The organism is Vibrio ezurae NBRC 102218 (genome assembly GCF_000467185.1).
Lineage (GTDB): Bacteria > Pseudomonadota > Gammaproteobacteria > Enterobacterales > Vibrionaceae > Vibrio > Vibrio ezurae.
Genome location: NZ_BATM01000007.1, coordinates 98,324 through 110,047 on the forward strand (window position 1 = coordinate 98,324; position 11,724 = coordinate 110,047).

Below are 11,724 nucleotides of genomic sequence, written 5' to 3' on the forward strand. Positions count from 1 at the left end.
AGGTATAAGGGCAAAGTAGCGCGAATGTATCAGATAACCATCAATCGCGCCAAATTCTTGCCCCAGCTTTGTTACCCCAGTTCAATATCTTTCGGCATTAGCTGAAACTCTTCAATTGAGCCAATTTCTTGGCCCAGTTGCAACGGTGGTGCATCGTGGTGTTGATTACCTTGGGTGTGCATCACCAGTCTGTTTGCGGTTCTAGGTTTGAGCTGGTTTACCACAAAGCGAATCATATCGACGCGAGTTAAAGTGCGAATATGCTCAACAACCAATTCTCGGTTATTAAACTCTTTGTCTTTGTTGCCGATGGATACCCAAAGCCTTTGGCCTTTGGTTCTTAGGTTATTATCGGGCGCCATGATTTGGTTCAATAAGCCTTGTTTGCTGTTTTGCCATTGGGCTTCAGTGAGTTCAAGGAGCACCATATAAAAGGCATTGAGAAATTCATCGATAGAAGCGACCAAATCAATAGGCGCAGCGACAGGTGATTGCACATAAATGACAATCCCTGGTATACGATTAAGTGGCATGTTTCCCGTGCCTACCATATAACCGAGTTGTTGTTTGGTACGAATTTCATTGAAAAACGCGGATGACATTAAGTGGTTCGCAAGGGTAAAGGTGGCAATGGTGCCTGTTTGTGAATCTGTTCCTTGATAGTAAATGGCAACAGCAGAGTCATCTTGATCGCAGTGAATTTCATGTTGAAATGTACCATTGTTTCCGAGTTTAACTAAGGGTCTGAGTGACTCTTTGTATTTTTGATTATCAACACGCAAAGCGTCTTTTAGCTCGTCCGCAATGCCCTGCGCCGCCTCTTGAGTCCAGTCGCCAAACACAAACATCTCAACATACAACTTGCCTAATAGAGTTGATACAAATTCAGGCAGCTCTTCGATGCTCACTTCTTCTAAGGCTTTGGCTAATACACCCGCAGGAGGGTTGTTGGGTTGTAGGATTCCTGATAGATGATTGAACAGTTGTGAGAGGGGACGGTCTTTGCTGGCATTGCGAAGTTTCCGCAGCATTTGGGTTTTGATGGTATCAAAACGCTGCTGCTCGAAATGGCGAGCTGCGAACTTTTCTAGAATCATATGCAGTAGCTGAGGCTGCTTTTCACTAAAACCTGAGATAGCTAAGGTTAGACCGCCTTGGTGCGCATAGATGTTATAGCTCATGCCTGCAATTTCAGCTTGATAGGACTGCCTTGATAAGGACTCCATAAACAGCTCAACACACAGGCGCAACTTAATGATATTTTGCGGTGTATTGACCGAGCAAGGGCTATCAATAGCAATATACAGCGACCCTTTTGGCACGCGAAATTCAGGCTCTTGCAAATGCCATAAACGAAAGCCGGGTAACTCTTCAATCAAACGGGGCAGTGATTGCTCTGTTTGCAGTGGTTTTGGATCTAAGTTGTAACAGATAAACGGGTTTTTGCTTGGCAGGGCAAACTCAGCAAAATGGGTTGGGTTCTTCCAACGTTGAATTTGTGCATCGCTGAATTTTTGAGCGGAATAGGGCGTGAAATACCACTTTGCTTGTCGATCATATTCAAGCTCTTTTGCTGTCACCCATACTCGTAAGTTTTCTACGCAGAAGTAGGGGATAAAGCTTTCAATTAATGAGCGGTCAAATTCACTCATACGATAGTCACCATATAAGACTTCTTGTATGGGGAAGCGCTGCATACTCATGACAAGGTAGCTAGCGAGATCGATGGCTTTTACGGATTCTTGAAAACGGAAAGCCGACTCCATGACCGCTTGTTTTTCTACGTAGCGCCAAGATTCAATCCCTTGCTCAAAGACGAGCTTCATATACGAGAAAATCGCTTCAACAATGTCGTCGATATGTTGTAGCCCTTCTGCGGTAAGCAGGCACCCAATAGTGAATTCACGGAAGTTACTGCCACTGATGCCACCGCCAGCGGCCAGTGATGTCACCCAGTTTTTGTTTTTGAGTAATAAGGTCAGACTTCCCGGACCCTCATATCCGATAAGGTGAGCAAAATACGATAAAGGTTTCGTGGCGTAATGTTGCTCCATATTGGGAAAAGAAAACGACAGGCTTAATTTTCGTGCGTCTTTTTCCGGTTCAACCTGCACATAAAGCTGTTGCTCATTTTGTGTTAACAGCGCAGTCGTGACGGTTTTTGCGTGCAGGTGATTATTTTTCACAGCACTAAATAAGCGAGTTGCCATCGTTTCGAGTTCATCTAACGATTGCGGCCCCACTAACACCACACTCATCAGATCGGCAGAATAGTGGCTTTGATAGAATTGAATGATTTCATCGCGAATAGACCCGCTTTCTCTGTCACACAGCGTTTCTTCGTTACCTACAGAGAACTTGGCAAAGGGGTGCTGTTGATTGACGAGCTCTTTTTGAACTTGATAAAAACGACGTGAATCGTCGTGTATTTTCATTTGATATTCAGAGTTTACGGCTTGTCGCTCTTTGTCTAAGGCTTCTTGGTTAAATAGGGGAGAGACAAAGAACTGGCTAAACCGAGAGAGGGCCTGTTCAAAAAACTCAGGAATTACATCAAAAAAGAAACAGGTATGTTCGGTGCCAGTCCATGCATTATTGCTGCCACCGTGTTGGCTAATGAAGGTTTGGAACTCACCAACGCGTGGATAGTCTTTTGTGCCAAGAAACAGCATATGTTCAAGGTAGTGAGCCAGCCCTTCTCGATCGGCTGGGTCATCAAAGTGTCCCACTCTCACCGCCAGTGATGCAGCAGAACGTTGTACTGCCTGATCTTGAACCAGTATCACGTTGATTTGATTGTCTAAGGTGATGTCACGATAGTGATTTTTATCATTCGGACTTTGATGCACAGAGAGGCTCTCCTTGAATTACCTAAGCCCAGAGTTGTAAAACATGATATTTTAAAACTGGCAAAGATAAACTATTGTTTTATCTGTTAAGTATGGCGGAGCAATACTTTCTAGCAAACTTTAAAATACATTTTTATTGAAATGCTGTCTTAATCAGAGAATTGCATGGGTATTATGGTGTATTCTTTGAGCAGACAGCCACAAGTTTAGGACAAAAATGAACGTATATATTATGCGCCATGGAGAAGCAGGAAGCTTTGCATCAAGTGATGCTGAACGCACTTTGACCGTGCGCGGAGAGGAACAATCATTGCTAGTGGCTGAAGCCGTGGTAAAACAAGGTGTTTCTCATTTTGATTTGGTCTTGGTCAGCCCCTACATTAGAGCACAACAAACTTGGGATGTGATTAAAGGGCTTTTTAGCGCAGACAAAGTGGAAGAGTGTGCTGATATTACGCCTTATGGACATTCTGAAGATGTCTATCAATACGTTTGTGCTTTAGCTGACGTGCAAAAGCCTCAGTCAGTATTATTGGTTTCTCATCTGCCTTTGGTGGGCTATCTTACCGCTGAGTTTGTGAACGATATGTCAGCGCCAATGTTCCCCACTTCAGGGTTTGCTGCGATTGATTTTGATCTTGAAAGTGCCAACGGTGAGTTGATGTGGCACCTTGCTCCGTAAGGTTGAAGGCTGAATAACAAAATGAAAAACGGCGTCCTATTTAGGTCGCCGTTTTTCATTGAACTCATCCCAAAGCGCATGCGCCTTTAAAAGAAAGTAAAAGGTTGGACAAGCGCACACAAGCCTCTTTCGGGGCTTTCACTGCACTTACTTTTCAGGGATGGACAGCAGCACAAGCAATGCACCACTCCCGCCAAATTCTAATGGCGCTTGATGATAGGCCATCACATCTGGGTGTTGAGCCAGCCACAGTGGCACTTTTTGTTTTAAAATATGTTTGCCGATACCGTGCATAACACTCGCACAATGCACATTGTGTTTGATGCAATGCGCAATCATGGCGCCTAACTCACGTTTTGCTTCCATTTGGGTCATGCCGTGCATGTCTAAATAGACATCGGGTACATACACGCCGCGACGCAATCTTTTCACTTCATACTTAGAGACATCGCTGCGAGCATAACGGGTTGGCCCATCTTCATTCAGCAGCGGCTCAAATTCGTCAGAGAAGTAAAATTCGTTGTCTTTTGCTTCTCTATCAAACCTTTGTTGCTGTTTTTGTTTTGTTTCTCTTTTTGGCGCTTGGATTATGGTATCCTGTTGTAACTTTTTAACGCCTTGTACTGCTTCTTTAAACAAAGAAAAGTCATCAATTGTTGGCTTGTCTGATTTGTTCATGGGATAAAGTTTCTGATCTATCTTTGGTTGAGCAGTATTGTAGCGCTTTTTGGAGAAACTTTTGGATAAGATTTTTGTAGATGAAGCAGTGTCGGAACTTCACACACTGCAAGACATGATTCGTTGGACTGTCAGCCGATTTAATGCTGCGGGCTTATTTTACGGTCACGGCACGGATAATGCGTGGGACGAAGCGGTTCAATTAATTTTGCCTTCACTCTATTTACCTCTCGATGTTCCATCGCATGTATTGAACTCTCGCTTAACCAGCAGTGAGCGTTTGCGTGTGGTAGAGCGAGTTATTCAGCGTATTAACGAACGTACACCTACCGCTTATTTGACCAACAAAGCATGGTTTTGTGGCATGGAGTTCTTTGTTGATGAGCGCGTATTGGTGCCTCGTTCACCGATTGGTGAATTAATTGAACATCAGTTTCAACCTTGGTTAATTGAGCAACCGACTCGCATCATGGATATGTGCACGGGCAGTGGCTGTATTGCGATTGCTTGTGGACACGCTTTCCCTGAAGCGGAAGTTGATGCTATTGATATTTCAGGCGATGCCTTAGAAGTCGCAGAGCAAAATATCCAAGATCATGGGCTTGAAGCGCAAGTGACCCCAATTCGCTCTGATCTGTTCCGTGATTTGGTGCAAGAGAAATACGATCTTATCGTGACCAATCCGCCGTATGTGGATGAAGAAGACATGAACAGTCTTCCTGATGAGTTTAAGCATGAACCTGAACTTGGTTTAGCGGCGGGCACCGATGGTTTGAAATTGGTGCGTCGCATTTTAGCCAATGCACCAAACTATCTCAGCGACAACGGTATTTTGATCTGTGAAGTGGGTAACTCCATGGTACATATGATTGAGCAATACCCGCAGATCCCATTTACTTGGATTGAGTTTGAAAACGGCGGTCACGGCGTATTTATGCTCACTAAAGAGCAGTTGTTGGCCTGTGCTGACGAATTTGCACTTTATATCGATTAATCTAAACGGATAAATGACATAACGGCACCCACAAGGGTGTCGTTTTGGGTTTACACAGTACAAAGCGCTTTACAATAGAGTGTGATAAAGCCAGTATGAAAGGCATTAGACCGTTTAAAACAGACTTACAATGAGGAAGTAATGGCAGGAAACAGCATTGGCCAGCATTTTCGCGTAACCACTTTTGGTGAAAGCCACGGTATCGCACTGGGTTGTATTATTGATGGATGCCCTCCAGGCTTAGCATTGGAAGAGGCTGATCTGCAAAAAGATTTAGATCGTCGTCGTCCGGGAACCTCTCGCTACACCACAGCACGTCGCGAACCCGATGAAGTAAAAATTCTTTCAGGTGTTTTTGAAGGCAAGACTACAGGCACTTCGATAGGACTTTTGATTGAAAACACCGATCAGCGTTCTAAAGATTACTCTGAGATAAAAGATAAATTCCGTCCGGGTCATGCCGATTACACTTATCACCAAAAATACGGTGTGCGTGATTACCGAGGTGGTGGCCGCTCTTCTGCTCGTGAAACCGCAATGCGCGTTGCCGCAGGTGCAGTGGCTAAAAAATACTTAGCGCAAGAGTTTGGCGTTGAAGTGCGTGCGTATTTGACGCAAATGGGCGATGTGAAAGTCGATACTATCGATTTTGAAGAAATTGAAAATAACCCGTTTTTCTCACCAGATGCCGCCGCGGTAGATAAATTTGACCAACTGATCCGCGATTTGAAAAAAGACGGCGATTCTGTTGGGGCTAAATTACAGGTGGTGGCTAAGCGCGTACCTGTCGGTTTAGGCGAGCCTATCTTTGATCGCTTAGATGCGGATATTGCACATGCATTAATGAGCATCAATGCGGTAAAAGGCGTTGAAATTGGCGATGGCTTTGAAGTGGCCGCACAAAAGGGCAGTCAGCACCGAGATGAGCTGACTCCTGATGGCTTTGCCTCTAACCACGCGGGTGGCATTTTAGGCGGCATTTCCACAGGCCAAGACATTGTGGCAAATATTGCGCTTAAACCAACATCCAGCATTACTGTGCCGGGGAATACGATTAACCGTCAAGGTGAAGCGACACAACTTATCACTAAAGGTCGTCACGACCCTTGTGTGGGTATTCGCGCGGTGCCGATTGCTGAAGCGATGCTGGCGATTGTATTGCTCGATCATTTATTGCGCCACCGTGGTCAAAACCATGGCGTTGCAACTGAAACACCCAAAATAGTGTAAATTAGAATATAGGATCTAGATGTAACTCGGTTAATCCGGCGATATCTAGGTCCTTTTTTCTCTCTAGCTCCTTTCTTTTTAAGACTTTTCCATGCACGACTACAACGACCTTATTTCTATCTTTGATAGCACTTTTTATACCGACTTTAATACGCGCTTAGTATTGGGTGGTGATGAGCCTATTTATCTGCCAGCGGATGCCGAATTTGACTATCACCGCATTATTTTTGCCAGAGGTTTTTACGCTTCAGCGCTGCATGAAATTGCGCATTGGTGCGTTGCTGGAGCAAAACGACGACTGTTAGAAGATTTTGGTTATTGGTATGAACCTGATGGTCGTGATGCCGATACTCAGGCACAATTTGAAGTGGTCGAGATCCGCCCACAAGCATACGAGTGGATTTTGGCACAAAGTGCAGGGTTTCGTTTTCAAGTCAGTTGTGACAATCTCAGTGGAGACTTTGAGCCCGATCGTTTGGCGTTCACACAAAAAGTTTACCAAGAGGTTCTCGACATTTTAGAGAAAGGCTTGCCAACTAGGGTAGAGATGCTTTCTAATGCGCTTCGGGATTTTTATCGTATCCCTCCACTTACTCAGGAAGATTTTAAGGTACTTTGAACCATGATTTTACAACTCGAAGAACAGTTACTTGACACGATTGACCAAACCGTTGCCACTGCGTCGGATGACGAGCTGTTTGCGGGGGGCTATTTACGTGGTCATATTTCTTTAGCCGCAGCGGATTGTGAATACGAAGCCGTAACAGATATTGCGGTATTCAAACAAAAAATAGAACAAAGCCTTGCGGATGCGCAATCAGAGCTAACCCCTGCCGATCGCGTTATTGTCGCGGATATGTGGGACAACTTGTCTAAAGCTCTAGCGTAATCTTTTCGCTTTGTTACTCACTTAGCGCTCATTTATATTGATTAATGAGTCGCTTGAGCGTGAATGATAGGTAGGCTGTGAATCAAAGCGATTCACAGCCTATTTTTATGGGCTTTGCCTATGGATACCAATCGTACTCAATAACAGCGCATTCCAGCTTGTGATTACTTTTCCTTGTTCTGGAGCATTTATCCTGCGCTATTTCGGAGCACTTACTGGGTGTGATTGCTCTTCGTTTAGTGCAGAATGTCAGTGTTAAATGGACATTAACAACAGGGAATCCGTTATGAAAATTATTGCCTTTGCCGCCAGTACCAGTTCAAAGTCAATTAACAAAGTATTGGTGACTTATGTGGCTCATCAATTACCCAACGCAGATGTCGAGGTGCTGGACCTCATTGATTATCCGGCGCCCATTTTTAGTGAAGATACTGAAAAAGAGATTGGGCATTCTGAATCGGCGAAAAAGCTACTGGCTAAATTAGGTCGAGCGGATGCGATTATTGTCTCTTTTGCTGAGCACAATGGCAGTTATACCGCGGCTTATAAAAATCTGTTTGATTGGGCAACTCGCATCGAGCGCAGCGTTTTTCACAATAAACCTGTGTTGTATATGGCAACATCTCCCGGCCCTGGTGGAGGCAAATCTGTATTAGCCGCCGCTGTGAGCTCAGCGCCGTATTTTGGCGCAGAGGTGAAAGCCTCACTATCGGTACCGAGTTTTTATGATGCATTTGATGTTCAAGCCAATGAGTTTAAGAATGCGCAGTTAAAGCAGCAAGTGACGCAGGCATTGGATGCGCTTGTGGCTGAGCTAGGTTAGTCGAGAGATGAAATCAGCAATGGGCTCTTTATGAGCCCATTGTGGTAGGTATGTTGCGATAGGCCAAATCTAGTTTGTTGGTCGCGAAAGAGGTCGACCTTTAATGAGCTTTCTTACCCACATGCGACTTGGGTGCAGTGAGTTTAATGTTGAGGCGGACATTGGCATTGGATAGCCCAACATTTGTGAGGCCAATACTTCTGCACTTAACGGCGCTGAGGTGAGGCCTCTTGAGCCAAGACCGATTAAGCAAAATAGATTGTTATATTGGCTTACTGTGGCGTATGGCACGTTTTTTTGCGCTGTTTTTTGTGGGCTCAAATTGGCGTATTGTTCTACTATGTCTGCAAACTTCCCAACATTGCCGACAAAAGGCAGATGATCTCTGGATACTGAGCGTATGCCTTGTCTTGCGTCCTTCGCACTCACATCCACCTCGTTAGGCCAGCTTTGCTCGGGAAGGCACTGTTGCAATTTAGAAGCGTTTTGCTGTTGGTGCTGCTCATTGTAATCCGTGCTGTGATCGCGGCTGTCATAGCTTGCGCCAATGCAGTGTTGGCCTAGTGGGCTTGCCGGGGTTAAGTAACCGTCGTAGCACAGTACGGTATTTAACTTTTGCAGCTGAGCTGTTGTAGGGATATGGCTCACTTGTCCTTTTACTTTGCCAAGGGGAATGGACTGAGCTTGAGTAAACTCATCAAAGCTGTGTCCATTTGCAATGACTACCGCCGTGTATTGCTGTTGACTATGTCGCGTATTGTCTGGTTCGTCCGCGTGCTTGTCCATTTGCTGACTGCTGACAAGCCAACCTTGTTCGTTTTGTTCTAAATGGGTCACTTTACACGGCTGTTTTAGCGTTAACTGCTGCTGTTTCATCAGCAATTCAATAATGCCCTGCGTACATTGTGCCGGCGATAGCCAGCCACCTTGCGGGTAAAACACCGAACGATAAGTGCAATCTAGCCCGATTGCTTGGGCGGTTTGCTCTGCGTCAAGTTGAGTGATGAGTTGCTCTGGATATTGCCCTTGAACAAGGCGTGATAGCTTAGTGTGTTCTGCGTCATTCCAAAGTAGCTGGGTGACGCCACACCAGTGGTGATCAAAGGGAACTTTATCTGCTACTTGATCGTAGAATTGACGGGCGAAGACAAAACCGTTTGCAAACACTTGAGAAACTGCGTTTTGCTCACTATTTAGTAGAGGATAGAGTGCCCCTTGTCGATTACCTGATGCACCTTGCGCAAGTTGCTCATCTTGGCAATACAGTGTCACCTGTGCCCCTTTTTGTACTAACGAGTAAGCAAGGCAAGCACTGGCTACGCCACCGCCAATGATGGCAATATTGTCAGTCTCAGTTGTTTCAGATTCAGAACTGAATCGTGAAGTAAGAGGTTCTCGTGCAAAAAGAGGGGATATATTGCTATACGCTTGTTTGTCGCGCATAGTGCCAACAATCATATCGCGTTTGTGACCGAAGCCTTTGGCTTTAGTCATGTCAAAGCCTGCTTCAATCAATCCACGACGAACAAATCCCGCTGCGGTAAAGGTGGCAACCGTACACTCTTGTTTTGCCAGTTTTGCCATACCGTTAAACAAATCCTGATTCCACATTTCCGGGTTTTTACTCGGTGCAAAGCCATCTAAGAACCAAGCGTCGACAATCCCTGAATGATAAGTGGGTACATCAGGAAGATTATCTTTGATATCCCCCAGCCATAGGTCTAAAGTGATAGCGCCATCAGCAAGAATCAGGCGATGGCACCCAGCAAGCGCCATAGGGTAGTGCTGTTGTAATTCAGCGGCATAGTTTGCCAGTTCTGGCCATGCTTTATGTGCTTGTTGCAGGTCACTTAAGGTGACAGGGTATTTTTCAAAGCTGATAAAATGCAGTTGAGTGAGGGGCGCTTGTGGATATTGTGCTCTAAATAACTCAAACTCTTTCCAGACAGCGAGAAAGTTTAGCCCTGTGCCAAAGCCAGTTTCCGCAATAACAAAACGGGATTGGTTGAACGTTGGCCAGCGAACAGGCAGTTGATTTTGGGTGAGAAACACATAACGAGTCTCAGCAAGACCATCGTTGTTCGAGAAGTAGACATCATCGAATTGCTCTGATACCGGGGTTCCGGAGTCATTCCAATCGAGTTGAGCGTGTTTAATTTTTGGCATATAGATCATAGAATGAGACGTTAACTGAAGTGATTGTACAAATATCTAGGAAAGCTGACCACTTGATCCTCTCTTTCTAGGTATTATCTAGCGGAAAATTTGAATTATAGGAATGTCACATGAAACGAGTCGTGATCACTGGTATGGGTATTGTTTCCAGTATCGGTAACAACGTCGAAGAAGTACTAGAGTCTCTAAAAGCTGGCAAATCTGGTATCGAAGCCTCAGAACAATTTAAAGAAAAAGGGCTACGTTCACAGGTTTGGGGTAGCTTGAAGATCAATCCAGCGGAACACATTGACCGTAAACAAATGCGTTTCATGGGTGATGCTGCGGCGTATGCGTTCATTTCTATGGAGCAAGCAATTGCTGATTCTGGTTTGGCTCCTGAGCAGGTGTCTAACGAACGCACGGGTATCGTAGCCGGTTCTGGCGGTGCATCGTCTCTAAACCAAGTGGCAGCAGTTGATATTCTAAGAGAAAAAAGCGTTAAACGAGTGGGTCCATACATGGTCACTCGTACAATGGGTTCTACTGTATCCGCTTGTTTGGCAACGCCGTTTAAAATTAAAGGCGTGAACTACTCAATGAGTTCTGCATGTTCAACTTCAGCTCACTGTATCGGTCACGCGATGGAGCTTATCCAACTTGGCAAACAAGACGTGGTCTTTGCTGGTGGCGGTGAAGAACTGGACTACAGCATGTCTATGATGTTTGACGCTATGGGCGCACTATCGACTAAATACAACGATGAGCCAACTCGCGCATCACGCACTTATGATGCAAACCGTGACGGTTTCGTTATCTCTGGTGGCGGCGGTATGATGGTTATCGAAGAACTAGAGCATGCACTTGCTCGTGGCGCTAAGATTTACGGTGAACTTGTTGGCTACGGCGCAAACTCAGATGGTCACGACATGGTGGCTCCATCAGGTGAAGGCGCAGTACGTTGTATGAAGATGGCACTGCAAAATGTAGATTCTGTGGATTACGTGAACACTCACGGCACATCAACGCCTGTAGGTGATGTGAAAGAGCTTGGCGCTATCCAAGAAGTCTTTGGCGGTAACAGCCCTGCAATTTCAGCCACTAAAGCGATGACAGGTCACGCACTAGGTGCTGCTGGCGTACACGAAGCGATCTACACCGCATTAATGCTAGAGCACGGTTTTGTTGCACCAAGCATCAACATCGAAACGCTAGATGAAGCGGCTGCAGGTCTTGATATCGTGACTGAAAAACGCGACCAAGAACTGAAAACTGTAATGTCAAACAGCTTCGGCTTTGGCGGCACTAACGCAACATTGGTATTTAAAAAGTACGAAGGTTAATCCTTTAGGCTCAATTAAATACAAAAAAGCACATAAATAATGAGACCCGACAGGCATAGCTTGTCGGGTCTTTTGTTTATGA

At 45.2% G+C, this 11,724-nt stretch carries 10 protein-coding genes; 7 read left to right on the forward strand and 3 right to left on the reverse strand.

From position 1 onward, the window contains the following. Positions 1-71: 71 nt before the first annotated feature. Positions 72-2,849, reverse strand: a complete 2,778-nt coding sequence (locus tag VEZ01S_RS03520) for an insulinase family protein (RefSeq protein ID WP_021712627.1) — start codon at positions 2,847-2,849, stop codon at positions 72-74. A gap of 217 nt (positions 2,850-3,066) precedes the next feature. On the opposite strand from VEZ01S_RS03520, the gene sixA reads away from it, so the two are divergent. Then, on the forward strand, positions 3,067-3,531 hold the full coding sequence (sixA, locus tag VEZ01S_RS03525; protein WP_021712628.1) for a phosphohistidine phosphatase SixA: 465 nt from the start codon (positions 3,067-3,069) through the stop codon (positions 3,529-3,531). 147 nt (positions 3,532-3,678) lie between these two features. On the opposite strand, the gene smrB is transcribed toward sixA, so the two are convergent. Next, positions 3,679-4,209, reverse strand: a complete 531-nt coding sequence (gene smrB / locus VEZ01S_RS03530; RefSeq protein WP_021712629.1) for an endonuclease SmrB — start codon at positions 4,207-4,209, stop codon at positions 3,679-3,681. Positions 4,210-4,270: 61 nt separating this feature from the next. Here smrB and prmB point away from each other — a divergent pair, with 61 nt between their 5' ends. The 5 genes from prmB (at position 4,271) to VEZ01S_RS03555 (ending at position 8,145) form a co-directional block, all read left to right on the forward strand. After that, positions 4,271-5,203: a 50S ribosomal protein L3 N(5)-glutamine methyltransferase gene (gene prmB / locus VEZ01S_RS03535; RefSeq protein WP_021712630.1), complete on the forward strand. Its 933-nt coding sequence runs from the start codon at positions 4,271-4,273 to the stop codon at positions 5,201-5,203. A 141-nt stretch (positions 5,204-5,344) separates the two neighbouring features. Beyond that, the gene (gene aroC / locus VEZ01S_RS03540; protein ID WP_021712631.1) at positions 5,345-6,433 is read left to right on the forward strand and encodes a chorismate synthase; all 1,089 of its coding nucleotides are present in this window, start codon (positions 5,345-5,347) and stop codon (positions 6,431-6,433) included. A 91-nt stretch (positions 6,434-6,524) separates the two neighbouring features. Further along, positions 6,525-7,052, forward strand: coding sequence for an elongation factor P hydroxylase (locus VEZ01S_RS03545; RefSeq protein ID WP_021712632.1), 528 nt, complete (start codon positions 6,525-6,527; stop codon positions 7,050-7,052). Between the two features lie 3 nt (positions 7,053-7,055). Further along, positions 7,056-7,322, forward strand: a complete 267-nt coding sequence (locus tag VEZ01S_RS03550) for a YfcL family protein (protein ID WP_021712633.1) — start codon at positions 7,056-7,058, stop codon at positions 7,320-7,322. A gap of 286 nt (positions 7,323-7,608) precedes the next feature. Continuing rightward, positions 7,609-8,145: an NADPH-dependent FMN reductase gene (locus VEZ01S_RS03555; protein WP_021712634.1), complete on the forward strand. Its 537-nt coding sequence runs from the start codon at positions 7,609-7,611 to the stop codon at positions 8,143-8,145. Between the two features lie 69 nt (positions 8,146-8,214). Here the strand turns inward: VEZ01S_RS03555 and mnmC are convergent, their stop codons facing one another. Continuing rightward, positions 8,215-10,311 (reverse strand): bifunctional tRNA (5-methylaminomethyl-2-thiouridine)(34)-methyltransferase MnmC2/FAD-dependent 5-carboxymethylaminomethyl-2-thiouridine(34) oxidoreductase MnmC1, encoded by a 2,097-nt coding sequence (mnmC, locus tag VEZ01S_RS03560; RefSeq protein WP_040890033.1) that lies wholly within the window; start codon positions 10,309-10,311, stop codon positions 8,215-8,217. 119 nt (positions 10,312-10,430) lie between these two features. Between mnmC and fabB the strand changes: the two genes are divergently transcribed. Then, complete coding sequence (fabB, locus tag VEZ01S_RS03565; protein WP_021712636.1) at positions 10,431-11,642, forward strand: beta-ketoacyl-ACP synthase I; 1,212 nt, start codon at positions 10,431-10,433, stop codon at positions 11,640-11,642. The last annotated feature ends 82 nt before the right edge of the window (positions 11,643-11,724 follow it).

What these genes read in the sequence shown, in the direction of transcription:
- smrB (WP_021712629.1), bottom strand. Translation starts at nt 4,209, where the DNA reads ATGAACAAATCAGACAAGCCAACAATTGATGACTTTTCTTTGTTTAAA.
- VEZ01S_RS03545 (WP_021712632.1), top strand. Translation starts at nt 6,525, where the DNA reads ATGCACGACTACAACGACCTTATTTCTATCTTTGATAGCACTTTTTAT.
- sixA (WP_021712628.1), top strand. Translation starts at nt 3,067, where the DNA reads ATGAACGTATATATTATGCGCCATGGAGAAGCAGGAAGCTTTGCATCA.
- VEZ01S_RS03550 (WP_021712633.1), top strand. Translation starts at nt 7,056, where the DNA reads ATGATTTTACAACTCGAAGAACAGTTACTTGACACGATTGACCAAACC.
- VEZ01S_RS03555 (WP_021712634.1), top strand. Translation starts at nt 7,609, where the DNA reads ATGAAAATTATTGCCTTTGCCGCCAGTACCAGTTCAAAGTCAATTAAC.
- mnmC (WP_040890033.1), bottom strand. Translation starts at nt 10,311, where the DNA reads ATGCCAAAAATTAAACACGCTCAACTCGATTGGAATGACTCCGGAACC.
- aroC (WP_021712631.1), top strand. Translation starts at nt 5,345, where the DNA reads ATGGCAGGAAACAGCATTGGCCAGCATTTTCGCGTAACCACTTTTGGT.
- fabB (WP_021712636.1), top strand. Translation starts at nt 10,431, where the DNA reads ATGAAACGAGTCGTGATCACTGGTATGGGTATTGTTTCCAGTATCGGT.